Origin of the sequence: Bacillus cereus group sp. MYBK14-1 (genome assembly GCF_051916885.1) — a bacterium.
GTDB classification, from domain to species: domain Bacteria; phylum Bacillota; class Bacilli; order Bacillales; family Bacillaceae_G; genus Bacillus_A; species Bacillus_A cereus.
Genome location: NZ_JBQAHM010000011.1, coordinates 49,366 through 71,832, shown reverse-complemented (window position 1 = coordinate 71,832; position 22,467 = coordinate 49,366). Strand labels below are relative to the sequence as shown.

Below are 22,467 nucleotides of genomic sequence, written 5' to 3'. Positions count from 1 at the left end.
ATTCTCAAATAGTAATAAAAAAATTAGGTGAATTGTTATTTCCCTGATAATGATTCTCAGAATCAGACACTTCTATTCTACCTATCGCTTTAAAAGACTGTCAACCATTATTTTGAAATATAAATTTATACAAATTGGTATTTTAATACAAAAGTTATGTTCATCCTTTAGAAAATGTTCGTCCACACAAGAGTACTTTCGCAGAATAAATCATTCCTCTTATGGGCATAAAAAAAGAAGAGTAATCTTTTCACTCTTCTTTTTCTTACTTATTTAACTTTGCTTCAATTTTCACGATTAACTCATCTTCTGTTGGAGCCGCAACTGGACGGTTATTTACAAATGCGAATGATTTTTTACGACCAGGACCACAGTAAGACTGACATCCAACTTCAATCGTTGCACATGAATCTACTTTTTTTAACTTCGGAACTAACGTTTTAATGTTCGTTGCCTGACAGTCATCGCACACGCGAAACTCGTTTCCCATTACATAACACTTCCTCTATTTTAAACTTTTCTCAAGTTCGTTTAAAAATAAACACTAAATGGTATTTTACCGCTCTTTGAAGCTCGTTGCAAGTTTCCCTACAAAGCCTATTCTCTACATAATGATACATATTTATATGCTCTCCTACAGAAGCGCTCACCATTCATGGGAAAATTTTTACCTTTCATCGAAATCTACCATATTTTTAAAAGCTTTGTATAAAAGTTTATTTTTTTGCCCATTATAAAAATAGGAAGTTCATAAAAAGAAAGGGAGTTGAATCTATGAAAGTAAGACAAGATGCTTGGACAGATGAGGATGATTTATTACTTGCTGAAACGGTACTTCGTCATGTTAGAGAAGGAAGTACGCAATTAAATGCATTTGAGGAAGTAGGGGATCAGTTAAATCGTACATCTGCTGCTTGTGGTTTCCGCTGGAATGCTGTTGTTCGCTATAGCTATGAACAAGCTCTTCAACTAGCAAAAAAACATCGTAAAGATAAAATGCGTGCTGCAAGCGGTGAACAAGCGAAAAAACGTTTACTTTATACACCACCAGCTTCAGATTCGATAACTGATTATGAAGAATTAGTACAAGAAGAATCAATCGTACAATATAAAGAAGCTATTCCATATCAAGAATCTACTGCTCCTGCTGCAAGAAGCTCTATGACAATGCAAGATGTTATTTATTTTTTACAAACAGTCGGATCTTCAAATATAAAAGTGACAGCTCTTGAAAACGAGAATACGAGATTGAAACAAGAAATTAAAGCACAAATCCTTCGGAATGAGGAACTAGAAAAGAAACTAGAAAAATTAGAAAAGCAATCTCATACTGTACAAGAAGATTACGAAACACTTATGAACATTATGAACCGTGCTCGTAAATTGGCAGTCATGGATGACGAAGAACGTTCTCAAACATCTTTCCGAATGGACCGAAACGGTAATTTAGAAAAAATTGCAGAATAAAAAGGATGCATGTAATGCATCCTTTTTATTATTTCACCTTTAAGCTCCCCCTTTATATGTGAGAAAACTCCATTCTTCATTTTTTGCTATAATAGAGATTGTCATTTTAAAGATAAGGGGTTAGTTATATGAGCAATTCCCGTTCCATTTTATCTCAGCCAGAGTGGCGCATTGTAGATCAGTCTAGTTTGGGACCAACATTCCATGCACTTCAGTCATTCGCAATGGATGACACATTATGCACAAGCATTGGAAATGGCAAGTCAGCCGCAACAATGCGTTCTTGGGTTCATCACAATACAATTGTCCTTGGCATTCAAGATTCACGCCTTCCGCATTTAGAAGAAGGTATTTCTTTTTTAAAACAACACAACTTCAATGTTATTGTTCGTAATTCTGGCGGGCTTGCAGTCGTGCTTGATAAAGGTGTTTTAAACGTATCACTTTTATTCCAAGAAACAGAAAAAGGTATCGATATTGATCTTGGATACGATACGATGTGGCATTTAATTAAGGAGATGTTAAAGGATTACAACGTTACTATCGAGGCAAAAGAAATTGTTGGCTCTTACTGTCCTGGTAGTTATGACTTAAGTATTCGCGATCAAAAATTCGCTGGTATTTCACAACGTCGTATTCGCGGCGGTGTCGCTGTCCAAATTTATCTCTGTGCTACCGGAAGTGGCTCTGAGCGTGCCGCACTCGTTCGTGATTTCTACAACCTAGCAATTCAAGGAGAAGAAACACGCTTTACGTACCCTGAAATTGTACCAAGTACGATGGCCTCACTCTCAGAATTACTTGGCGAAACCATTACAGTACAAGATTTAATGATGCGTCTTTTAAAAACATTGCAGCAATTCGCTCCAAAGTTAACACCATCTCAATTAACAATAGATGAGATTCCTTTATATGAGACGAATTTACAACGTATTATTGATCGTAATAATAAAGCACTTGGCTTAGAAAAATAAAGACCGTCGCTATAATAGCGACGGTCTTTATTTCAATTCATTATAGAATTAAAGTGCTTGAGCTGCTGTAATTAAAGCTAACTTGTACACTTCTTCTTCGTTACATCCACGAGACAGATCATTTACAGGCATGTTTAAGCCTTGTAAGATTGGTCCTACTGCTTCGAAGTTACCTAAACGTTGAGCGATTTTGTAGCCAATATTACCAGCTTCTAAGCTTGGGAATACGAATACGTTAGCATCACCTTTAATTGTAGAACCTGGAGCTTTTTTCTCAGCTACAGATGGTACGAATGCAGCATCGAATTGGAATTCTCCATCTAAAGTTAACTCCGGAGCCATTTCTTTTGCAATGCGAGTTGCTTCTACAACTTTTTCTGTTTCTGGAGATTTCGCAGAACCTTTTGTAGAGAAGCTTAACATAGCAACGCGTGGATCAATGCCGAATAACTCAGCAGTTTTCGCACTTTCGATACCGATTTCAGCTAAATCTTGGCTGTTTGGTGCAATGTTAATTGCGCAATCAGCGAATACATATTTCTCTTCTTCACGTACCATGATGAATACGCCAGAAGTTTTTGTAACGCCTGGTTTTGTTTTAATAATTTGAAGTGCTGGACGAACTGTATCAGCTGTAGAGTGAGCTGCACCACTTACTAAACCGTGTGCTTTGCCCATGTATACAAGCATTGTACCGAAGTAGTTTTCGTCTTTAAGGATTTTGCGAGCGTCTTCTTCAGTTGCTTTACCTTTACGGCGTTCAACGAAAGATGCTACCATTGCATCCATTTCTTCGTATGTAGCTGGGTCGTAAATATCAACGCCTGCTAATGTTAAATTCATGCTAGCAGCTTTTGCGCTAATTTCTTCCTTATTACCAACTAAGATTGGTTTTACTAACTCTTCTTTTGCTAAACGCTCTGCAGCGCCTAAAATTCTTTCATCAGTTCCTTCAGGAAGTACGATAGAAATGCCTTTTCCTTGAACTTTTTCTTTTACTGTTGTAAATAAGTTGCTCACGAATAAACCCTCCTACATATGTTAAAAAAACTCTATCTTTAAGAATACTGCTTTTCTTCTATATTTTAAACTTATAGCTCCCAAAAAATAGATAAAATAAAAATGATTATATTTTCATAAAATTCAGCCGTTAAATTCACCTTGCTTAAACACTTAAATGTGACAATTTTATGCGCCAAGGTTTTATATAGATGATTTTAAAACTATATATGCTATAGTTAACGTGTAAAACTATCATTAACTGAGGTGAATAGAATGAGTGAAGCAACAACAACGTTAGATGGCTGGTATTGTTTACATGATTTACGTTCTATTGATTGGGCTGCATGGAAAACATTATCTAGCGACGAACGCGGACAAGCAGTGTCTGAATTTTTAAATGTCGTTGAAAAATGGAACGAAGTAGCTACTGCGAAAAAAGGTAGTCACGCAATGTATACAGTTGTTGGCCAAAAAGCTGATATTATGCTTATGATTTTACGTCCAACAATGGAAGAGTTAAATGAAATTGAGACAGAATTGAATAAAACAACTTTAGCTGAATATATGGTTCCTGCATATTCTTACGTATCTGTTGTTGAATTAAGCAACTACCTTCCAGCTGATGAGGATCCATACCAAAACCCGCAAATTTTAGCTCGTTTATATCCTGAATTACCGAAAGCAAATCATATTTGCTTCTATCCAATGGATAAGCGTCGCCAAGGTGATGACAACTGGTACATGCTTCCTATGGAAGAACGTAAAAAAATGATGTACAGCCATAGTAAAATTGGTCGTCAATACGCAGGTAAAGTACGCCAAGTGATTTCAGGATCTGTTGGATTCGACGATTTCGAATGGGGCGTAACATTATTCGCTGACGATGTTCTTCAATTTAAGAAACTTATATACGAAATGCGCTTCGATGAAGTAAGTGCTCGTTATGGTGAATTTGGAACATTCTTCGTTGGAAACATTTTACCAGACGAAAAAGTAGAGAAATTTTTACACATATAAATGGTGAAAAGGAACGAAATTCGTTCCTTTTTTTATTCTTCTCTATATTTATCCTCAAAAATCTCCTTTTTTCTACACTTTTGAAGAAAAACCAACATTTTTTCAAATTTCTTGTAAAATTGTAACCTTTTTATATGTAAAGATATGCTAAAATGATACGAGCTATATGCTAAATAACGATGCGAAGGTGATAATCTATATGAAAAAAATCTTGTCTATTTTACTATTGCTTGTATTGTCAATTTCTTCCTTAGGAGTAATAACATCCCATGCGGAAGGAAAAATACATATTGAGGCGGCGGCTGCACTTTTATTTGATGCAGATACAGGAAAAATACTTCACGAGCAAAATCCAGATGAATTGCTAGCTATTGCTAGTATGTCAAAATTAATTGTTGTTTACGCTGTTTTAGAAGCAATTAAAGAAGGAAAAATCACATGGGATACGAAAGTAAATATTTCTGATTACGCTTATGAAGTCTCTCGTAATAATGAATTCTCTAATGTACCGTTCGAAAAAGGACGTCAATATACTGTAAAAGAATTATATCATTCTATTGTTATATTCTCTGCAAATGGATCTAGTATTGCTTTAGCAGAACTTCTTGCAGGAAGTGAGAAAAACTTCTTAAATCTTGCAAATGAACATGCTAAAAAGCTAGGATTAAAGAAATATAAATTTGTAAACGCTACTGGCTTAAATAACGCTGACTTAAAAGGAAAACATCCTGAGGGTACTGATCCAAATGCAGAAAACTCTATGTCAGCTCGTGATATGGGTATGCTTTCAAAAGCAATGATTACAAAGTATCCAGAAATGCTAGAGGATACAAAACAAAGATTTAGAAACTTCCCAGACAATCACCCAAAACCAATTCGTATGGAAAACTGGAATTGGATGTTACCAGGAGCTGCTTTCGCTTATGAAGGTACTGATGGTTTAAAAACCGGAAGTTCTGATACAGCTGGATACGGATTTACCATTACTGCTAAACGTGGTGATGTACGTCTTATCTCGGTTATTATTAAAACAAAATCAATGGATGAACGTTTCACGGAATCTCGTGAATTAATCGAATATGGATTTAATAACTTTGAAAAACAAAAACTAAAAGTTAATAAAAACAATACAATCTCTGTAGTAAAAGGGAAAGAAGACCAAGTAACTGTTGCACCCGAAAAAGAAATAACAGTAATTGCGAAAAAAGGTAGCAAAGAGCCTTATAAAATTGGAACTGAATTAGATAAATCTCTTTCTGAAGATGGACATTTAGTTGCCCCTATTAAGAAAGATACCAAAGTAGGCTCAATTACTTTAGAATCAACTGATAAATATGGTTTCTTAGACGGTAGTAAAAGTATGAAAGTTACTGCAAAAACGACAGAGGAAGTTGAAAAAGCAAATTGGTTTGTGTTAACAATGCGCTCTATTGGTGATTTCTTCTCAAACTTATGGTCTAAAATTTTTTAATAAAAAAGCTGGCTCACGCTAGCTTTTTTTATTTTCCACTCTCAATGTAAAACTTCGTTTGGTTGTCATATCTGAGTCCTTTTTCTCATACGTATGAACTAGTAATTGTTACACACTTCATCTAGAGATAAAGTGAAACTTTAATCAGTGGGGGAATCCCCCGCTGATTATTAGTTGAACCAATCGGGCGTTTACGGGCAGTTTGATCTCCCATCTAATTTCTTTACTTCAACCAAATTTTAGGGCAGGAGTCTTACTGCCCGTTAATGCGGGATAAACCTCTTTCCAAAAGGTATTACAAAAAGAGAGGTGACACATAATGGGCGTTATTGCTTATAACGAAGAAGATGTAAAGTTGTTGGCTAGACTGATGCGTGCTGAAGCCGAAGGAGAAGGGCAACAAGGAATGTTAATGGTCGGAAACGTTGGAGTAAATCGTGTCCGCGGAAATTGTTTAGATTTTAGAAAAATACGTAATTTACGTCAAATGGTTTATCAAAATCCTGGTGGTTTTGAGGCAACACAAAAAGGGTATTTTTATCAAAGAGCCAGGGAACAAGATATCGCCTTAGCAAGGCGAACTATTCAAGGACAACGTTTTTGGCCCGCTAACTTTGCCTTATGGTTCTTTAGACCTGAAGGTCCTTGTCCGCCAACTTGGTATAACCAACAAAACTCTGGTCGCTTCAAAAAGCACTGCTTCTTCCAACCATCTGGCGAAGACTGCCCTAGCGTATATTAAGAGATGAAAATGAGGAGGGATTTTTGAATGGCACAGCAACAAAATCCGTACTATGGAACAGGTTTTTATCAACCATCTGGAACTTATGTACAACCGCAACAAATGACTCAACAACAGCAGCAAGCGATGCAACAACAAACAGCTCAAGCTGCGCAAGCTCAATATGCAATTTCTCAAGGCATGTTACCTCTAGAGCAATCCTATATTGAAAATATCCTTCGTTTAAACAAAGGTAAGCAAGCTACAGTTGTAATGACTTATGAACGTGGCAGTTCCCTTGGTACACAATCTTATACAGGTATTATTGAAGCAGCTGGCCGTGACCATATCGTTATTAGTGAACCGCAATCAGGAAAACGCTATTTACTATTAATGATCTACTTAGATTACGTAGAATTTCCAGAAGAAATTACGTATTTACCTAGTCAACAAGCAACTTATACTCCAAGACCATAAAAAAAGCTGGCAAATGCCAGCTTTTGTTTTTTATAATCCTTTTACAACTGCAGTCCCTACTAGAATCCACGCCACAATAAACGCTACACCACCAAGAGGTGTAATTGGGCCAAAGAACTTAATGCCTGTCGTACTTAATGCATACAAACTACCTGAGAACATAATAATCCCAGCTACCATTAGCCAACCAGCAGTAGTTAAAAGTGATGATTGAACCTTATCCATCAATAAAGCAACTACGAATAATCCACCTGCATGAAACATCTGATATGTAACGCCTGTTTTCCAAACTTCTAACATTTTCGCAGAAATTTTATTTTCTAAACCGTGTGCTCCAAAGGCCCCTAACGCAACAGATAGCCCCGCTGCAATACAACCTAGTAAAAAGAAAATTTTCATCTTAATTCCCCTTTTTTACCTTTATCATAAGCAATTTTTTCATATAAGCCAAACGATTTATCTTCTAAAAATCAAATAAAGAATTACCGTTTGCATCACTTTCTTTTATATATACCGGCTCCCCAGAAACAGGTGCAATTGGTTGCATAGTTGTTACTGGTTGTGATCCAATTACTTGCGATGGAATTTGCGGTTCTCTATATATAGATGTTTCAACTTGTTCATCTAATAATAAGTCACATAAAGCACGCACAACTAATAAATGTTCTTTTGACTTTTGTCCTTCACTACTTTTTGCCTTCGCAATTTCATTCGCCATTTTATTTAAAATCTTGTCGCTAGATATTTGCATTCCTTATCACCTCGTACTTTGTAATTCTTTCTCGAATTGTCCCAATTTCTCTACTGAACCAAATACTATTATCATATCACGTTCTTTCAATTTTTCCTGCCCTGCTGGATTATGTATAATATCCCCATTTCTTGAAATCGCTAATATTGTTACATCAAACTGATTCCTTACATTACTCTCTAGTAACGATTTACCAACTAATATTGAATCTTTTCCAACTAGAATTTCTTCAATGACAAATGACTGTTCTATTCCATACAACACTGTATCAATATAATGAACGGTTAATGGATTTGCAATACCTTTTGCGATATGAACACCTGCCATACTAGATGGATTAATAACCTTATTTGCACCGGCGCGCCTTAATTTCTCTTCAGTTTCTGGCTTTTCAGATCTCGCCACAATTTTAATCGTATCGTTTAACCCTCTTGCTGTTAATGTAATAAATACATTTTCGGCATCATTTGCAACAATAGCAACTAAACCAGCTGCTTTTAAAATTCCGGCATTATGTAATACTTGATCTTCCGTTGCATCTCCATGTACAAATAAAAGCTTTTCCTGCTCCAATATACTTTCATCTTTATCAACAACGACAAATGGAATATTCTTTTCTTGCAATTCATGTACAACTTGAAGCCCCACTCTACCGCAACCACATACTATAATATGATTTTTCAACTGCGCTATTTGTTTATCCATCTTCTTCCTCCGTACTGCATGAAATAAATTCCCTTCAATAATCATAGCTGCCACTACCCCAATTGCATACGTAACAATACCTACGCCAACAGGAATAATAAGAAGCGCAAATACTTTCCCCGCTTGCGTTACAGGAACAGCATCTCCGTATCCAACAGTCAATACAGTAATCATTGTCATCCAAAATGCTTGAAACAAACTAATCTCTTCAATCGTCATAAATCCTATCGTTCCTAGAATTACAACAAAAGTCATACATATAACTGCTATCCATAATTGCTTACGTGCATTCATACCGTGTTTCAACTCTTTTCTCTATCTACAATCTTTGCCAGTGGAAATAAAATACGTATATACTAGATACGGAATCTATGAAAGAGGTTGATATAATGAAGACATTTCTTTCCGCCTTACAATGGGCACTATTTATTTTAGCTGGAAGCCTTATTGTACCAATTAGTGTCGCAACTAGTTATGGTCTTGATGGCGCTGAAGCCATTGCATTCGTACAAAGAACATTATTTGTTCTAGGCTTTGCTGGTCTCTTGCAAGCTATATTTGGGCATAAACTTCCTATTCAAGAAGGTCCTGCTGGCCTTTGGTGGGGAATTTTCTCCCTTTATGCGAGTTTAGGCGTCGTATTATTTGGATCAAGCAATGAGACACTTAAAGTTCTTCAATATGCTTTCTTATTAAGCGGTATTATTTGTATTATTCTTAGCGTTTTTGGACTTATTGATAAACTTGTTCGCTATTTTACACCGACAGTCATTGGAACATATTTATTTCTTCTTGTCGCGCAGCTTAGTGGCTCCTTCTTAAAGGGAATGTTTGGCCTTGATGGAAAACATACAGAAGTACAACCTAACGTATTTATTCTTTCACTCATTGTTATTTTACTATCCTTTTTCATCATGAAGCTACCTATTATTGGACAATATTCCGTTCTTTTCAGTATCGTATGCGGCTGGATATTATTCGCATGTTTCGGATTATCTAATCCAATAACACCAGTGACAGACATAATCCGTTTTCCATCCTTATTTGTTTTCGGAATGCCTCGTGTTGAATGGAACATGGTAATTACGGTCATTTTCGTTACACTCTTACTTCTAACAAATATGTTAGCAAGTATTCGCGTTGTACAAAAGGTTGTCTCTAAATATGAAGAAAACGCTGCATCAGATCGTTTTAAACAAGCTGGCATTATAACAGGAATCAACCAATTGCTAGGCGGCCTATTTTCAGCTATTGGGCCTGTCGCTATTTCTGGATCAGCAGGTTTTATTGCAACGACTAATATTTATAAACGTCTCCCGTTTATATTAGGGTCAAGCTTTATTATTGTCGTTAGTATATTTCCAAAGATTACTTCATTCTTTGCAGCAATCCCTGTTGCAGTTGGTTATGCCGCTATTTATCCTGTATTCGCAAGCATGATTGGTCTCGCCTTTCGAGAATACGAAACTGTCCAGGATAAAGAACGATTATTTAAAGTAGCCGGTCTTTCAATCTTTACAGGAGTCGGAGTTATGTTTGTTCCAGCAGGAGCATATTCCACACTTCCACCATTTCTAGCATCGTTTTTAAGTAATGGTCTCGTTCTTGGATCTGTAATGGCAATCTTGCTAGAAATACTATTTTCTCGTTCCGCTGCAAAACAAATATCGTAAATTGGAAAACTTCCATTATTGCACTCTACCTTTAGAGTTGTTACGATAAAATCAAACTTTAATCATTGGGGTTTTATTCTTCCCCAATGATTATTAACCAATATTATGAGCAACAACTCATAATAATTTATCTACTTCTTTTCAAAGAGGTTTGATGTCTTACTATTATTCCTCAACATCTTCATGAACATGTATTTTGATTTCAATTAAAGAAAGGAATTTTCTATATGACTTATAAAATGATTGTTTTAGATTTAGATGATACTTTATTACGTGATGACCATACTATTTCACCTCGTACGAAAGAAGCGTTAATGACTGCACAAGAGCAAGGGGTAAAGGTTGTACTTGCTTCTGGACGTCCAACGTTTGGTATGCGCAATGTAGCCAAAGAACTTCGCTTAGAAGAATACGGCAGTTTCATTCTATCTTTTAATGGCGCAAAAATTATTAACTGTAAAACAAACGAAGAAATCTTTAGTAGTACACTATCTCCTGAAATCGTTCACAACCTATTTGAAATTAGTAAAACTGAAGATGTATGGATTCATACTTATATGGGCGATGATATCGTAACGGAAGAAAATAATCCTTATACTGAAATTGAGGGCGATATTACTGGTATGCCAATTGTTGTAGTAGATGACTTTAAAGCCGCAGTTAAAGAGCCTGTAGTAAAAGTATTAATGAATAAAGAAGCTGAACGCCTTGTTGAAGTTGAAAAGAAACTTCAACAACAACTAGAAGGCCAATTAAGCGTGATGCGTTCGAAACCATTCTTCTTAGAATTTACAGAAGCCGGTGTTACAAAAGGAACGAGCTTAAACAAACTGATTCAAAAGCTTGGCATTAAGCGTGAAGAAGTTATCGCAATGGGCGATAGCTATAACGACCAAGCAATGATTGAATTTGCTGGTCTTGGCGTTGCAATGGGCAATGCACCTGATGATATTAAAGAAATTGCGAACTACGTAACAGATACAAATATGAACGATGGTGTTGCAAAAGTTGTAGAGAAATTCGTTTTAAAAACGGATGTACTTGTTTAATATTTTCATTCACAAAACCTATTTGAAGTCAAATACTTCAAATAGGTTTTTATTTAAATTCTCATGCTTTTGTGACTATATTTTGAACTTTGCACTATTCTCGTAGTGTAAACTTTCTTTTTGTATATAATGAAACAAAATAGACTATTTTATTTTGAAAAAGAATACAAATTTACTATATACAAGCATACGTTAAAGGAGGCTACTTTATGTTATCTACACCAATCGGACGATTAAGAGCAATTGGACTAGTTGAGGGTATTTCTTTCCTATTACTATTATTTGTAGCAATGCCATTGAAATATTTCGCAGGATTTGCAACAGCTGTTAAAATTACAGGCATGGCTCATGGTGTTCTATTTATTCTATTCATCTTTGCAGTAATTCAAGTAACAATCGTACACCGTAAATCAATTTTATGGGCACTTGGAGCATTCGTTTCATCAGTTATCCCATTTGGTACTTTTGTACTAGATGCAAAATTAAAGAACGAGCAACAATGATAATAAAAAGGTAGTTAACAACTGTTAACTACCTTTTCTATTTATAAATTTGGAATTTCCCAATCAATTTCTCTTTCGCCCATATTAGCTAAAATTGTATTTATTTTAGAATATGGCTTACTACCAAAGAAACCACGTCTTGCCGATAATGGGCTTGGATGTACAGATTCGATAATATGATGATTCGGATTCGTAATTAATTTCTTCTTCGCCTGCGCATGGCGCCCCCACAATATGAAAATAACTGGCTTTTCACGTTCGTTCAACAGTTCAATTACACGATCTGTGAAGTGCTCCCATCCTTTTCCCTTATGAGAATTTGCTTCGCCTTGACGAACTGTTAATACGGTATTTAGTAATAATACTCCTTGTTCCGCCCATTTTACTAAATAACCGTTATTCGGGATTTCATAACCATATTCATCTCGAAGTTCTTTATACATATTTAACAATGACGGTGGTGTTTTAACACCAGGTTGCACAGAAAAGCTTAAACCATGCGCTTGATTCGGTCCATGATATGGATCTTGCCCTAAAATGACAACCTTTGTATTTTCATAACTTGTATACTGAAGAGCGTTAAAAATATCTTCTACCTTCGGATAAACAACATGCGTGCTGTATTCTTCTGTCAAAAAACTGGATAGAGTAAGATAATACTCTTTCTCGAATTCTGGTGCCAATAGTGGCTCCCAATCATTCTTTAAAACATTTTCCATACTGTCACTTCCTGTCTAATTAATTCACCATATCCTGTCTTGTAAATACTACGAACGAAATAACAAGAGAAACAACTGCCCAAACAGTTAAATTCATCAAAGAAAATCCCATCGATAAACCTTGTAATGCAGGTAATTTTCCTGATAAATAATCCGTTAATGATAAATTCACACTAAAAATATATTTGGCGCCTTCCCAAGATGTTGCGAACGAGCTTAAAATACCGCCTGCAATTAATGCAGCTAGCATAACGCCCATACCAGCTGGTGTATTACGAATTAAAACAGAGACCATAAATGATATAGTTCCGACAACGATAGCAACAAACCAGGCTAGTCCATACGCCATTAAGATGTATTGCCACTGCGGAATAAGATGTACAAAGTTCGTATTTAACGTTTCCTTATCAATGACGAATCCTGTTAAAACAGGTAAATTCCATCCCGAGTACCCAAATACAAGCCCTGATAATATGTAAGCAAACAAACCTACAAGAAACAGTATGAGCGAAATGAAAAATAACATCGTCACGTATTTACTAAGGAGTATTTTCCAGCGCCGAATCGGCCGCGTAAGTAACATCTTCATCGTCCCATCACTTCGTTCTCCTGAAACGATATCAATGGCGACAATCATTACGAGAAGCGGAATAAATAATGTAATTCCTTGTTCAATAAATGCTCTGACAAAAGTCGGTGCACCCGGTGCCATCGGATTAATATTATGATCTAAATAATATTGTTGTTGCTCAACTCTTACCTTTAACCAATCACGCCATTCTTCTGGCAACCTAGAATTGTTCAACCGGTTCTGAGAATCAACAATTTGCTGTTGCAATGAAACCTTCCAATCAGTTGTACCGAGTCTTTTTTGTGTCGTTTCTATTTCACGATACTGCGCATACACAAAAAGCGGGATCAAGATTGCTAAAATAAGCATGACAACAAAAATACGTTTCTTGCGGTAAATCTTTTCTGATTCATTTAAAACTAGATTCGCAAATTCACGCATGCTGCTCACCCCTTGTGAGTTCAATAAATAAATCTTCTAGCGTAAATACAAGCTCCTTAACGCTATGTACATCTATTTCATTTGCGACAAAGTGTTTATTCCAACTACTTATAGATGCAATATCCATGCGGCATAGTAATCGATCGCCTTCTACACTCACTTCCCTTACTTCTTCGGCCGCTTCTAGCATATCTTTCGCCTTAGAAATCGGTGTAACAATCCATTCTACACGATCACTTGCTGTTTTAATTAATTCTTCAACCTTGGCAACTGTTATCATCTTTCCTTTATGAATAATAGCAACGCGATCGCATATCATTTGCACTTCACTTAGCAAGTGACTTGAAATAAACACGCTCATATTTTCTTCTTTCACAAGCTTATGTATAAATTCCCTAAGTTCTCTAATCCCTGCTGGATCTAAACCATTCGTTGGCTCATCTAATATGAGCAATTTCGGATTCCCAAGGAGCGCCTGTGCAATTCCAAGGCGTTGTTTCATACCAAGTGAGTACGTTTTTACCTTGTCATGAATTCTTTCATCTAAATGAACCATTTCAGCAATTTCGATAATACGTTCATCTGATATATCACCTAACATACGAGCAAATTGCTTTAAATTTTCCCATCCCGTTAAATATGTATACAACTCTGGGTTTTCAACGATACTCCCAATTTGACGCATCGCTTCTCTGAAATTTTCCTTAATCGAATAACCACCGATAGAAATCGTACCTTCTGTCGCCTTAATCAATCCGACTAACATTCGAATGGTAGTCGTCTTTCCAGCACCATTTGGTCCTAAGAACCCGAACACTTCTCCTTGCTTTACATCAAAGGAAATATTCTCTACAAGAGTCTTCTTTCCAATTACCTTCTTCAAGTCTCGTACGGAAAGTATCGTCGTCATTTTACCCCTCCTTGTTCTAGTTTTAATTTACTTACAACATTTTGAACTAAACGTTCTGCCATATACGTATAACCTACTTCGTTCGGATGAAAATGATCAGAGTATAATAAATCTTTCCCGCGGTTTTGGAATAAATCAAATGTCGGTGTAATATACACATTTTTATCGTTTAGCGCTAATTTCTCTAAAGATGCATTCCAGTCCACAACAATGTTTGAAGACCCTTTTAAATCTTCTACATCTTCAAAAGGATTGTATAAACCAAGCCAAAAAATCGGACTATCTGTATTTAATTTACGAATTTCTTCTATAATTTTCTTTGCTTCATTTTGAAACGTCTCTGTGTCAGGACGATACGTCTCTAAATCTATTTTCCCAAGTGATTCCCAGCCTGGGAACAAATCATTTCCACCAATCGTTAACACAATTACATCTGCTTGCTTAATTGAATATTGAGCGCCATTACTTTCAATTTGTTTTAATAAATCGGGCATTTTTGCACCACTAACTGCTAAATTTGTTAATGCAATTTTTTGCTTATAATCTTTTTGTAAATCCTCTTTCATTCGCCCAACATAGCCAATTCCTTCTTTATCACCAACGCCACGCGTTAATGAATCACCTAAACTAACGATTTGTAACGTTCCCATTTTCTTTTTCTCTTTTGCCACTACATCGGTCTTTTTAATTAAATTTGAAGCTTTCGGATTTAATACATCATTTACACCTGAAACAAAGCCATATGCAAATAAACAGAAAGATGCAATTGTAATGAGTAGAATTACTTTTACTACTTTTGATCTCATATCAAAACCCCTTTTAGCCCTCATAGATTGTCCATAATTATACCAAACGAAATTTTGAAAAGCGATTTTCACACCTTCTCAATTATGTCGTTTCTCTATCTACTAACTCTGGTAATAACTCTATATGCTTCACATCTAATTTCTCTTCATTAATCTTTTCATATAATAATTCAAACGCTTTCACTCCAACGTTTTTACTAGAATGCGAAATCGTCGTTATACCCAATATATCTGCCACCTCTTGATCATCACACCCGATAATCGTAATATCCTCTGGAATACGAACTCCTTGTTTTTTTGCTTCTGTAACCATCCCCGCTGCAATATGGTTACAAGATACAAGGAACGCCGTCGGTTTTACTGACATATGAGCCCATTCTCTAATTACATTGCGTCCATCTTCCACTGTAAAACATCCCTCAAATTTCCAGGTCTCTAACGGTGTTACGATACTCTGTTGAAGCGAATCTTCGTACGCCTTCTTTCGTCTTTGGCTATTAACGCTATTACTTCTTCCAATACAATATCCAATACGTGTATGACCGGCATCTATTAAGCTTTTCATCCCACGTGAAAATACTTTGTAGTAATCGATATGGACACTTGAAATATACTTCGAATCTATTTCTTCACACATAACAATCGGACCGAATTTCGTATATTCTTCAAGCTTCTCCTTACTATTTGTCCGAGAACAAATAATAACCCCATCAAGCTTTTTCATTTTTAACATATTCAAAATTTCTAGTTCTCTTTCTTCACTATAATTCGTCTGGCAAAGCATCATATTATAATTATTCTTTGCTGTCTCTTTTGATATCCCCTCGATAATAGCGCTATAATATTGATCATTTACGTGTGGCAATAAAACGCCAATTACATTCGTTTTTCCTTTCACTAAATGAATTGCATTCACGTTTTGCGTGTAATTTAATTCTTCTATAATCGCTAAAATTTCTTTTCGTTTCTGTTCATTTACGTACGGATGATTATTTAGTACACGTGAAACAGTTGAAACAGATACTCCAGCAAGTTCAGCAATCTTTCTTATATTTGTCATCTCATTTTCCCCTTCTCACAAAAATTCTTCCTTGACCTGGTAAGCTTTCCACAATATATCCTTTCCTAGCAAATACATTTAGAAAGGATATACAACTATGCTTCGATTCAAATTAGAATATATATTTTTCATTGGCGGTTTACTCATTCTTGCCATCGGTATTAATATGATGACGACAATTACTTCCTTTGGACTTAGCCCTTATGATTCCTTCTTTATTGCACTATATCAAAATTTTGGGATAAGTATTGGTTTTTGGATTTTCATGATTAACTTTGCCTTTACACTTATCGTACTCTTTTGGAATAGAAAACAAATTACAATCGGTACAATTGTAACGATGGTTCTTATTTCTCTTTTTGTTGATTGGATTGGTTCCATTACAACTATTATGGACGCTATCCGCTCTCTTCCAAAATATATAACACTTATTTGCGGAAATCTATTCGTTGGAGCTGGAATTGGTCTTTACGTCTCTACAAACCTTTGTGCAGCGCCTCAAGAAGCTTTCGTTTTAACGGTTGCCGAGAAGAAAAAATGGACGTTTAGAAGAACAGAGATTTCATTAGCCTTTTTATTTTTAACGTTAAGCTTTTTATTAGATGGACCTATCTATTTTGGAACAATCATCTTATCCTTTACAACAGGCTGGATTATCCAAGCATTTATTCAAGTTGGTACGCAGATTTTAAATAGAAAAGAGCCTATTAAGCAAGCTGCTTAATAGGCTCTTTCTGTTTTATGGTAAGAGATACTACTTAGCATCCCCTTCAATTCGATAGTTCGCTTTCAAACAATCTATTTCTTCATACCCTTGCAACGTATGTAGAATATAATCATAATCAGCAAGAGACGCACGATGCGTTACAATTACAATTTCAGCCTTTCCTTTCTCTTCAAGCGGCATTTGAATAATTTTCTCAAAGCTAACTCCGCGCTCAGAGAACAATGAAGTAATTTTTGCAAATACACCAATTTCGTCTTTTACATGCAGTCTTAAAAACTTTTTCACGACAATTTCGTCTGGCTCTTTTAATACTTTTTGATATTGTGGGACTACAGCACTATTTCCTGTTACCCCTAATCTAATATTTTGCATTACAGCAACTAAATCCGAAACAACAGCTGTCGCTGTCGGTAAACTTCCTGCGCCTGGTCCATAAAACATCGTTTCTCCAACTGCTTCACCGTACACATACACAGCGTTATATTCATTTTGTACTGCCGCAAGAGGATGTGTATTTGGAAGTAAAGTTGGTTCAACTGTAACCTCCAATTTTTCACCATCTCGTTTTGCAAGACCGATTAATTTAATTGTATAACCTAAGCTCTTACTGTATTCAATATCTTCCTCTGTAATAGAGGTAATCCCTTTTACTTTCACATCTCCAAGCTCTACATTTGTAGAGAAACCGAGGGTAGCTAAAATCGTCATTTTTCTTGCTGCATCTAAACCTTCTACATCTGATGTTGGATCTGCTTCTGCAAATCCAAGTTGTTGGGCTTCTTTTAACACGTCGTTATATGCTCTCCCTTCGTCTGACATTTTCGTCAAAATAAAATTTGTTGTTCCATTTACAATTCCCATTACTTTCGTAATAAGATCTGAAGAAAGTCCTTCTACGATACTGCGTAAAATTGGAATTCCCCCTGCCACACTCGCCTCATAGAATAAATCAGCCTTATTATCTTTTGCTGTCGCTAATAATTCAGCTCCATGTAATGCCATTAAGTCTTTATTTGCAGTTACAACATGCTTTCCGCTTTTTAAAGCTTGTAAAATATATGATTTTGCATCATCAATGCCACCCATCACTTCAATGACAACATCAATATTTGGATTATCTAAAATTTCATTTGCATCTTGTGTTAATAGAGTAGAAGGTACCTCTACCTCTCTCTCTTTCTCAATGTTTTGCACTAATACTTTCGTTACCTTCACTGGACAACCTACTTGGTGTATGAGTCGTTCTTGATGATCCGTAATAATACGAACCACACCACTGCCAACTGTCCCAAGACCTAATAACCCAACTTGAATTTCTTTCATAGTACTGTCCACCCCTCAAAAATTGTGTTTAGATGAAATTATATGAGTAAAAAATCTGAAAAACAATGTATTTTGAACATTCGGAAAAATAAAGGTTAATCTTTACAAGGAAAACGTTACCACGTGTTACACAATCTTTCTTTACAATATATAAGGGGTTTCTTGATACACGTAATAATTCAACCAATTAGAAAACAATAAATTACCATGACTCCTCCACCTAACAAGCGGCTTTTCATCTGGATTATTATGTTTAAAATAGTTTTTTGGCACATCAATATTTAATCCCTTGTCACGATCTCGTTCGTATTCTTGTTTTAACGTCTCACAACTATATTCGCTATGTCCAAGGGCAAACACTTGCCTTCCTTCTGGCCCAATAACAAGGTGAACACCTGCTTCTTCAGAGTTTGCTAACAATGTTAATTCTTTCACTTCTCTAATATCATTCTCTCGTACTTCTGTATGACGAGAATGCGGAGCAAAAAACAATTCATCAAATCCTTGTAATAATTTCACATGTTGCTCGCAAACTTCATGTTCAAATACACCAAACATTTTTTCCTTAAGGGGATACTTTGGAACACCATAATGATAGTACAAGCCAGCCTGTGCCCCCCAGCAAATATGGAGCGTAGATGTTACATTCGTTTTTGAATACTCCATAATATGTTTAAGCTCTTCCCAATAATCTACCTCTTCAAAAGCAAGGGTCTCCACTGGCGCTCCTGTAATAATGAGCCCATCAAACTTTTCATTTTCAATATCACGAAACGTTTTATAAAAGCTTGTTAAATGTTCTTGCGTTACATTACGCGATAGATGTGATTCCATATGAAGCAAATGAACATCTAATTGTAACGGTGTGTTTCCAATTAAGCGAAGTAATTGCGCCTCTGTGTCTTGCTTCGTTGGCATTAAATTTAATATAGCAATTTTTAAAGCACGTATATCTTGTGTTTCTGCCCGCTCCTTCGTCATTACAAAAATATTTTCTTTTTGCAACACTTTGCGAGCCGGTAAATCTTTATCAATTATGATCGGCATGTGTTTTGCCTCCAACTAGAGCTGCTTCCAAATCTGCAATAATATCAGAAACATCTTCTATACCAACCGATAAACGAATTAAATCAGATGTAACACCCGCTAAACGCTGATCTTCAGCATTTAATTGTCTATGCGTCGTACTAGCAGGATGTATAACGCAAGTTCGTGCATCAGCTACGTGCGTTACAAGAGTTGCTAGTTTTACATTTGCGATAAATTCTTTTGCTGCTTCTAATCCGCCTTTAATACCGAAAGTTAAAACACCACTAGCACCTTTTTTCAAGTACTGTTGTGCTAATGAGTAATTTTCATTACTATCTAAGCCTGGATAATTCACCCATTCAATACGTTCATGATTAGCAAGCCACTTAGCAACTGCAAGAGCATTTTCACTATGACGTTCCATTCGTAAATGCAATGTTTCTAAGCCAATATTGCTAATATATGCATTGAATGGGCTCATACAATTTCCATAATCTCTTAATAGCTGAACACGTGCTTTCACAATATACGCTGCTGCACCAAAGTTTTGAACGTAACTTACACCGTGATAACTTGGATCTGGTTCAACAAGCTCAGGATACTTTCCATTTGTCCAATCAAAGTTTCCACCGTCAATTACAATACCGCCTAAAGAGCTCGCATGCCCATCGATATACTTCGTCGTAGAATGAACAATAATATTTGCCCCATGTTCAAATGCCTGGCATAAATAAGGAGTTGCTAATGTATTATCAACGATAAAAGGTACCTCTAATTCTTTAGCGGCAGCTGAAAATTCTTTAAAATTTAAAACATTCATCGCTGGATTTCCTAATGATTCTGCATAGATAAGTTTCGTCTTGTCATTAGCAAGCGCCGTGATTTCATCTGCCGTTAAATTTGGATTAAAGAACGTAACATCAATGCCAAGCTTACGTAAACTCACCCCAAATAAATTAAACGTTCCCCCGTAAACAGTTGAAGAGCAAAGTAAATGATCCCCACTACTACAAATATTTAAAACTGCGAGCATAATAGCTGCTTGCCCAGAAGCCGTTGCAACAGCTCCTACACCGCCTTCTAAATCTGATAACTTCTGCTCAAATGCTGCTAAAGTAGGGTTTCCAATACGTGTATAAATATATCCTTCTGCCTCTAAGTTAAATAGAGCTGCTAAATCATCCGAAGTATCGTATTTATACGTTGTGCTTTGATAAAGTGGTAAAACACGTGGTTCACCATTCTTTGGCGTATAGCCACCTTGCACACAAATTGTTCCTTTTCCCCATGATTCTCCCATCTCTCATTCTCCTTTCTTTTATACAAAATAAAAAACTGCCCCTTTCCTGAAAACAAGAAAGGAGCAGTTTGAAAACACGCTCTAAAGGCTCTTTCTTATCTCTCAGGATTACTACCTGCAGGATTTGGCACAATTCCGTTATACGGCTGTTGCCAAGGTTTCATCGGGCCTGTCCCTCCACCTTTTCTTGATAAGACTATGCAATTACCGTTGATTTTATAGCAATAATTTCCTAATGTCAAACAGTTTTTCTGAATGTTCTAAAATAAATGTTAACAGTTTCATATAAAGCAACAAAAGAAATATATTCTAGTCTATTTCAAAAAAGACCTTTAAAAACCTCAAATCAGTCTATAAAATTAAATAAGTAATTTAACCTATAAATTCAAATTCCCCAAAAGTTAGCCTATATGTTGAATAGGCCATCTTCTCAAAAAGATACTATATATATTCAATCCATTTTTCACTAGTATATTTCACTTTTTTCCCTACTAAGATTTACATAACGGAGGTATAACATGACAAATAAAAAAGATATGCATTACATACTTGCTCTATATGGCATTCTTCTAGGATCTATAGTAGGAGCTACAGTCTGGTTATTTTTAGTCACAATAAATATTGGAATCCACTTTATTTGGGGATACTTGCCTGAAGTTCTCTCTTTTCCCTCTTATTACACCCTTTGCGTAACAATAATTGGCGGGGTTCTTGTTGGTCTATCACAAAAACATTTCGGTACATACCCACGCCTTATGCCTGAAGTAATGGCTGAATATAAAAAAACTGGTCGAATCGAATATCGCTTTGTCCATCGGGCTACTTTAACAGCGATTATTGTTTTAATTTTCGGTGCTAGTCTTGGTCCAGAAGCCGCACTAGTTGGAATTATAGGCGGACTGTGCACATGGGTAGGGGATCGCTTTAAATTTGCCTTAAAGGGTATGAATGAGCTAACCGAGATCGGAATTGGCGCTACTTTAAGTGTCATTTTTAACGCACCATTATTCGGTTATTTAGCACCAAATGAAAATGAGGGGGAAGAAATTGCTGCTTTTTCTAAAGGAAAAAAAGCGATTGTATACTTAGCTACTACTTTCGCAGGTTTTTCTGTTTATTTACTACTGAGTAAACTTGATAATCGTGGATCCTTTATTGTTGATTTCGGAGAAGGTACACTTTCTTTCAATGAATGGATTGCATTTCTTCCACTTGCTAGTATCGGTGCTATAGTTGGTTTCTTTTATTTCAAGTTAGAATTCACATTAGAAAAGTTAATTCACCCTTTTAGAGAATACAAGCTGACACTCGGAATTATCGGTGGTATTTTATTAGGAATTGCGGGAACCTTTCTTCCGTACACATTATTTTCAGGGGAACATCAATTAAAAGAATTAGTTGTTGAATGGAGCCATTTATCTTTTTGGATACTACTTCTTTCAGGGATTTTAAAGTTGTGCATTACTGCCGTTTGTTTGAACACAGGGTGGCGAGGTGGACATATCTTCCCAATTATATTTTCTGGGTCAAGTATCGGATACGCTGTAGCATCTATTCTTCCTATAGATCCAGTAGCATCTGTTGCCATCGTAACAACAGCAATTTCAAGCTATGCGTTACGAAAGCCAATAGCTATAACATTACTATTACTTATGTTTTTCCCGCTTAATTTACTATTGCCCATGCTTGGTGCAGCTGCTATCGGGAATGCCTTTCCACTCCCAAAACATAACGAAAATAAAAATTAATAAAAATAGGCAGTGGGGACGAA

24 protein-coding genes and 1 riboswitch are annotated in these 22,467 nt (G+C 36.0%); of the genes, 11 read left to right on the top strand and 13 right to left on the bottom strand.

Translation table 11 applies throughout. From position 1 onward, the window contains the following. Positions 1-265: 265 nt before the first annotated feature. Positions 266-490: a DUF1450 domain-containing protein gene (locus ACTFR3_RS23070; RefSeq protein WP_000526071.1), complete on the bottom strand. Its 225-nt coding sequence runs from the start codon at positions 488-490 to the stop codon at positions 266-268. A 284-nt stretch (positions 491-774) separates the two neighbouring features. Here ACTFR3_RS23070 and ACTFR3_RS23065 point away from each other — a divergent pair, with 284 nt between their 5' ends. Beyond that, positions 775-1,467: an RsfA family transcriptional regulator gene (locus ACTFR3_RS23065; RefSeq protein ID WP_000868358.1), complete on the top strand. Its 693-nt coding sequence runs from the start codon at positions 775-777 to the stop codon at positions 1,465-1,467. 128 nt (positions 1,468-1,595) lie between these two features. Next, a complete protein-coding gene (locus tag ACTFR3_RS23060; RefSeq protein ID WP_440044828.1) occupies positions 1,596-2,441 on the top strand; it encodes a lipoate--protein ligase family protein in 846 nt (281 codons plus the stop codon). Between the two features lie 48 nt (positions 2,442-2,489). Here the strand turns inward: ACTFR3_RS23060 and pta are convergent, their stop codons facing one another. Beyond that, on the bottom strand, positions 2,490-3,461 hold the full coding sequence (gene pta, locus ACTFR3_RS23055) for a phosphate acetyltransferase (RefSeq protein WP_000067215.1): 972 nt from the start codon (positions 3,459-3,461) through the stop codon (positions 2,490-2,492). 255 nt (positions 3,462-3,716) lie between these two features. On the opposite strand from pta, the gene hemQ reads away from it, so the two are divergent. From hemQ to gerQ, 4 genes are all read left to right on the top strand, one after another. After that, positions 3,717-4,460, top strand: coding sequence for a hydrogen peroxide-dependent heme synthase (gene hemQ / locus ACTFR3_RS23050; protein WP_001287595.1), 744 nt, complete (start codon positions 3,717-3,719; stop codon positions 4,458-4,460). A 199-nt stretch (positions 4,461-4,659) separates the two neighbouring features. Then, positions 4,660-5,931 carry a serine hydrolase gene (locus tag ACTFR3_RS23045; protein ID WP_440044827.1) on the top strand — a complete coding sequence of 424 codons (1,272 nt, stop codon included), beginning with the start codon at positions 4,660-4,662 and terminating at the stop codon, positions 5,929-5,931. Positions 5,932-6,250: 319 nt separating this feature from the next. Further along, positions 6,251-6,673: a cell wall hydrolase CwlJ gene (cwlJ, locus tag ACTFR3_RS23040; protein WP_000538169.1), complete on the top strand. Its 423-nt coding sequence runs from the start codon at positions 6,251-6,253 to the stop codon at positions 6,671-6,673. 27 nt (positions 6,674-6,700) lie between these two features. After that, complete coding sequence (gene gerQ, locus ACTFR3_RS23035; RefSeq protein ID WP_000068652.1) at positions 6,701-7,129, top strand: spore coat protein GerQ; 429 nt, start codon at positions 6,701-6,703, stop codon at positions 7,127-7,129. Between the two features lie 30 nt (positions 7,130-7,159). On the opposite strand, the gene ACTFR3_RS23030 is transcribed toward gerQ, so the two are convergent. The 3 genes from ACTFR3_RS23030 to ACTFR3_RS23020 all read right to left on the bottom strand — a co-directional run bounded on the left by ACTFR3_RS23030 (position 7,160) and on the right by ACTFR3_RS23020 (position 8,879). Beyond that, complete coding sequence (locus ACTFR3_RS23030) at positions 7,160-7,528, bottom strand: DUF423 domain-containing protein (protein WP_000688315.1); 369 nt, start codon at positions 7,526-7,528, stop codon at positions 7,160-7,162. 64 nt (positions 7,529-7,592) lie between these two features. Then, complete coding sequence (locus tag ACTFR3_RS23025) at positions 7,593-7,880, bottom strand: YwdI family protein (RefSeq protein WP_001167347.1); 288 nt, start codon at positions 7,878-7,880, stop codon at positions 7,593-7,595. Positions 7,881-7,886: 6 nt separating this feature from the next. Beyond that, positions 7,887-8,879: a potassium channel family protein gene (locus ACTFR3_RS23020; protein WP_000993986.1), complete on the bottom strand. Its 993-nt coding sequence runs from the start codon at positions 8,877-8,879 to the stop codon at positions 7,887-7,889. 95 nt (positions 8,880-8,974) lie between these two features. Here ACTFR3_RS23020 and ACTFR3_RS23015 point away from each other — a divergent pair, with 95 nt between their 5' ends. The 3 genes from ACTFR3_RS23015 (at position 8,975) to ACTFR3_RS23005 (ending at position 11,810) form a co-directional block, all read left to right on the top strand. Beyond that, positions 8,975-10,258, top strand: a complete 1,284-nt coding sequence (locus ACTFR3_RS23015) for a purine/pyrimidine permease (protein WP_000847034.1) — start codon at positions 8,975-8,977, stop codon at positions 10,256-10,258. Between the two features lie 227 nt (positions 10,259-10,485). Further along, positions 10,486-11,307 (top strand): Cof-type HAD-IIB family hydrolase, encoded by an 822-nt coding sequence (locus ACTFR3_RS23010; RefSeq protein WP_000221387.1) that lies wholly within the window; start codon positions 10,486-10,488, stop codon positions 11,305-11,307. Positions 11,308-11,516: 209 nt separating this feature from the next. Next, on the top strand, positions 11,517-11,810 hold the full coding sequence (locus ACTFR3_RS23005; RefSeq protein ID WP_000953396.1) for a DUF3817 domain-containing protein: 294 nt from the start codon (positions 11,517-11,519) through the stop codon (positions 11,808-11,810). A gap of 41 nt (positions 11,811-11,851) precedes the next feature. Here the strand turns inward: ACTFR3_RS23005 and ACTFR3_RS23000 are convergent, their stop codons facing one another. From ACTFR3_RS23000 to ACTFR3_RS22980, 5 genes are read right to left on the bottom strand one after another with little or no spacing between them, the layout of a single operon-like run. Continuing rightward, entirely contained in the window at positions 11,852-12,529 is a 678-nt protein-coding gene (locus tag ACTFR3_RS23000; protein WP_000432519.1) for a uracil-DNA glycosylase, read from the bottom strand. Between the two features lie 19 nt (positions 12,530-12,548). After that, positions 12,549-13,541 (bottom strand): ABC transporter permease subunit, encoded by a 993-nt coding sequence (locus ACTFR3_RS22995; protein WP_001206500.1) that lies wholly within the window; start codon positions 13,539-13,541, stop codon positions 12,549-12,551. Then, positions 13,534-14,451 (bottom strand): ABC transporter ATP-binding protein, encoded by a 918-nt coding sequence (locus tag ACTFR3_RS22990; RefSeq protein ID WP_000207717.1) that lies wholly within the window; start codon positions 14,449-14,451, stop codon positions 13,534-13,536. The genes ACTFR3_RS22995 and ACTFR3_RS22990 overlap by 8 nt, the downstream gene beginning before the upstream one ends. Continuing rightward, positions 14,448-15,329, bottom strand: a complete 882-nt coding sequence (locus tag ACTFR3_RS22985; RefSeq protein ID WP_002180592.1) for an SGNH/GDSL hydrolase family protein — start codon at positions 15,327-15,329, stop codon at positions 14,448-14,450. The genes ACTFR3_RS22990 and ACTFR3_RS22985 overlap by 4 nt, the downstream gene beginning before the upstream one ends. Before the next feature lie 10 nt (positions 15,330-15,339). Further along, complete coding sequence (locus tag ACTFR3_RS22980; RefSeq protein ID WP_000181976.1) at positions 15,340-16,317, bottom strand: LacI family DNA-binding transcriptional regulator; 978 nt, start codon at positions 16,315-16,317, stop codon at positions 15,340-15,342. A 97-nt stretch (positions 16,318-16,414) separates the two neighbouring features. On the opposite strand from ACTFR3_RS22980, the gene ACTFR3_RS22975 reads away from it, so the two are divergent. Then, the gene (locus tag ACTFR3_RS22975) at positions 16,415-17,041 is read left to right on the top strand and encodes a YczE/YyaS/YitT family protein (protein WP_000943416.1); all 627 of its coding nucleotides are present in this window, start codon (positions 16,415-16,417) and stop codon (positions 17,039-17,041) included. Positions 17,042-17,071: 30 nt separating this feature from the next. On the opposite strand, the gene ACTFR3_RS22970 is transcribed toward ACTFR3_RS22975, so the two are convergent. The 3 genes from ACTFR3_RS22970 to ACTFR3_RS22960 all read right to left on the bottom strand — a co-directional run bounded on the left by ACTFR3_RS22970 (position 17,072) and on the right by ACTFR3_RS22960 (position 20,696). Then, a complete protein-coding gene (locus tag ACTFR3_RS22970; RefSeq protein WP_000659109.1) occupies positions 17,072-18,367 on the bottom strand; it encodes a homoserine dehydrogenase in 1,296 nt (431 codons plus the stop codon). A 141-nt stretch (positions 18,368-18,508) separates the two neighbouring features. After that, complete coding sequence (gene metA / locus ACTFR3_RS22965; protein ID WP_001121536.1) at positions 18,509-19,414, bottom strand: homoserine O-acetyltransferase MetA; 906 nt, start codon at positions 19,412-19,414, stop codon at positions 18,509-18,511. Beyond that, a complete protein-coding gene (locus ACTFR3_RS22960; RefSeq protein WP_000504780.1) occupies positions 19,398-20,696 on the bottom strand; it encodes a bifunctional O-acetylhomoserine aminocarboxypropyltransferase/cysteine synthase in 1,299 nt (432 codons plus the stop codon). The genes metA and ACTFR3_RS22960 overlap by 17 nt, the downstream gene beginning before the upstream one ends. Before the next feature lie 92 nt (positions 20,697-20,788). Then, positions 20,789-20,893, bottom strand: a riboswitch (SAM riboswitch). 321 nt (positions 20,894-21,214) lie between these two features. Here ACTFR3_RS22960 and ACTFR3_RS22955 point away from each other — a divergent pair. Next, complete coding sequence (locus ACTFR3_RS22955) at positions 21,215-22,444, top strand: chloride channel protein (RefSeq protein WP_000182456.1); 1,230 nt, start codon at positions 21,215-21,217, stop codon at positions 22,442-22,444. Positions 22,445-22,467 lie beyond the last annotated feature (23 nt).

What these genes read in the sequence shown, in the direction of transcription:
- ACTFR3_RS23070 (WP_000526071.1), bottom strand. Translation starts at nt 490, where the DNA reads ATGGGAAACGAGTTTCGCGTGTGCGATGACTGTCAGGCAACGAACATT.
- ACTFR3_RS23065 (WP_000868358.1), top strand. Translation starts at nt 775, where the DNA reads ATGAAAGTAAGACAAGATGCTTGGACAGATGAGGATGATTTATTACTT.
- ACTFR3_RS23060 (WP_440044828.1), top strand. Translation starts at nt 1,596, where the DNA reads ATGAGCAATTCCCGTTCCATTTTATCTCAGCCAGAGTGGCGCATTGTA.
- hemQ (WP_001287595.1), top strand. Translation starts at nt 3,717, where the DNA reads ATGAGTGAAGCAACAACAACGTTAGATGGCTGGTATTGTTTACATGAT.
- ACTFR3_RS23045 (WP_440044827.1), top strand. Translation starts at nt 4,660, where the DNA reads ATGAAAAAAATCTTGTCTATTTTACTATTGCTTGTATTGTCAATTTCT.
- cwlJ (WP_000538169.1), top strand. Translation starts at nt 6,251, where the DNA reads ATGGGCGTTATTGCTTATAACGAAGAAGATGTAAAGTTGTTGGCTAGA.
- gerQ (WP_000068652.1), top strand. Translation starts at nt 6,701, where the DNA reads ATGGCACAGCAACAAAATCCGTACTATGGAACAGGTTTTTATCAACCA.
- ACTFR3_RS23030 (WP_000688315.1), bottom strand. Translation starts at nt 7,528, where the DNA reads ATGAAAATTTTCTTTTTACTAGGTTGTATTGCAGCGGGGCTATCTGTT.
- ACTFR3_RS23025 (WP_001167347.1), bottom strand. Translation starts at nt 7,880, where the DNA reads ATGCAAATATCTAGCGACAAGATTTTAAATAAAATGGCGAATGAAATT.
- ACTFR3_RS23020 (WP_000993986.1), bottom strand. Translation starts at nt 8,879, where the DNA reads ATGAATGCACGTAAGCAATTATGGATAGCAGTTATATGTATGACTTTT.
- ACTFR3_RS23015 (WP_000847034.1), top strand. Translation starts at nt 8,975, where the DNA reads ATGAAGACATTTCTTTCCGCCTTACAATGGGCACTATTTATTTTAGCT.
- ACTFR3_RS23010 (WP_000221387.1), top strand. Translation starts at nt 10,486, where the DNA reads ATGACTTATAAAATGATTGTTTTAGATTTAGATGATACTTTATTACGT.
- ACTFR3_RS23005 (WP_000953396.1), top strand. Translation starts at nt 11,517, where the DNA reads ATGTTATCTACACCAATCGGACGATTAAGAGCAATTGGACTAGTTGAG.
- ACTFR3_RS23000 (WP_000432519.1), bottom strand. Translation starts at nt 12,529, where the DNA reads ATGGAAAATGTTTTAAAGAATGATTGGGAGCCACTATTGGCACCAGAA.
- ACTFR3_RS22995 (WP_001206500.1), bottom strand. Translation starts at nt 13,541, where the DNA reads ATGCGTGAATTTGCGAATCTAGTTTTAAATGAATCAGAAAAGATTTAC.
- ACTFR3_RS22990 (WP_000207717.1), bottom strand. Translation starts at nt 14,451, where the DNA reads ATGACGACGATACTTTCCGTACGAGACTTGAAGAAGGTAATTGGAAAG.
- ACTFR3_RS22980 (WP_000181976.1), bottom strand. Translation starts at nt 16,317, where the DNA reads ATGACAAATATAAGAAAGATTGCTGAACTTGCTGGAGTATCTGTTTCA.
- ACTFR3_RS22975 (WP_000943416.1), top strand. Translation starts at nt 16,415, where the DNA reads ATGCTTCGATTCAAATTAGAATATATATTTTTCATTGGCGGTTTACTC.
- ACTFR3_RS22970 (WP_000659109.1), bottom strand. Translation starts at nt 18,367, where the DNA reads ATGAAAGAAATTCAAGTTGGGTTATTAGGTCTTGGGACAGTTGGCAGT.
- metA (WP_001121536.1), bottom strand. Translation starts at nt 19,414, where the DNA reads ATGCCGATCATAATTGATAAAGATTTACCGGCTCGCAAAGTGTTGCAA.
- ACTFR3_RS22960 (WP_000504780.1), bottom strand. Translation starts at nt 20,696, where the DNA reads ATGGGAGAATCATGGGGAAAAGGAACAATTTGTGTGCAAGGTGGCTAT.
- ACTFR3_RS22955 (WP_000182456.1), top strand. Translation starts at nt 21,215, where the DNA reads ATGACAAATAAAAAAGATATGCATTACATACTTGCTCTATATGGCATT.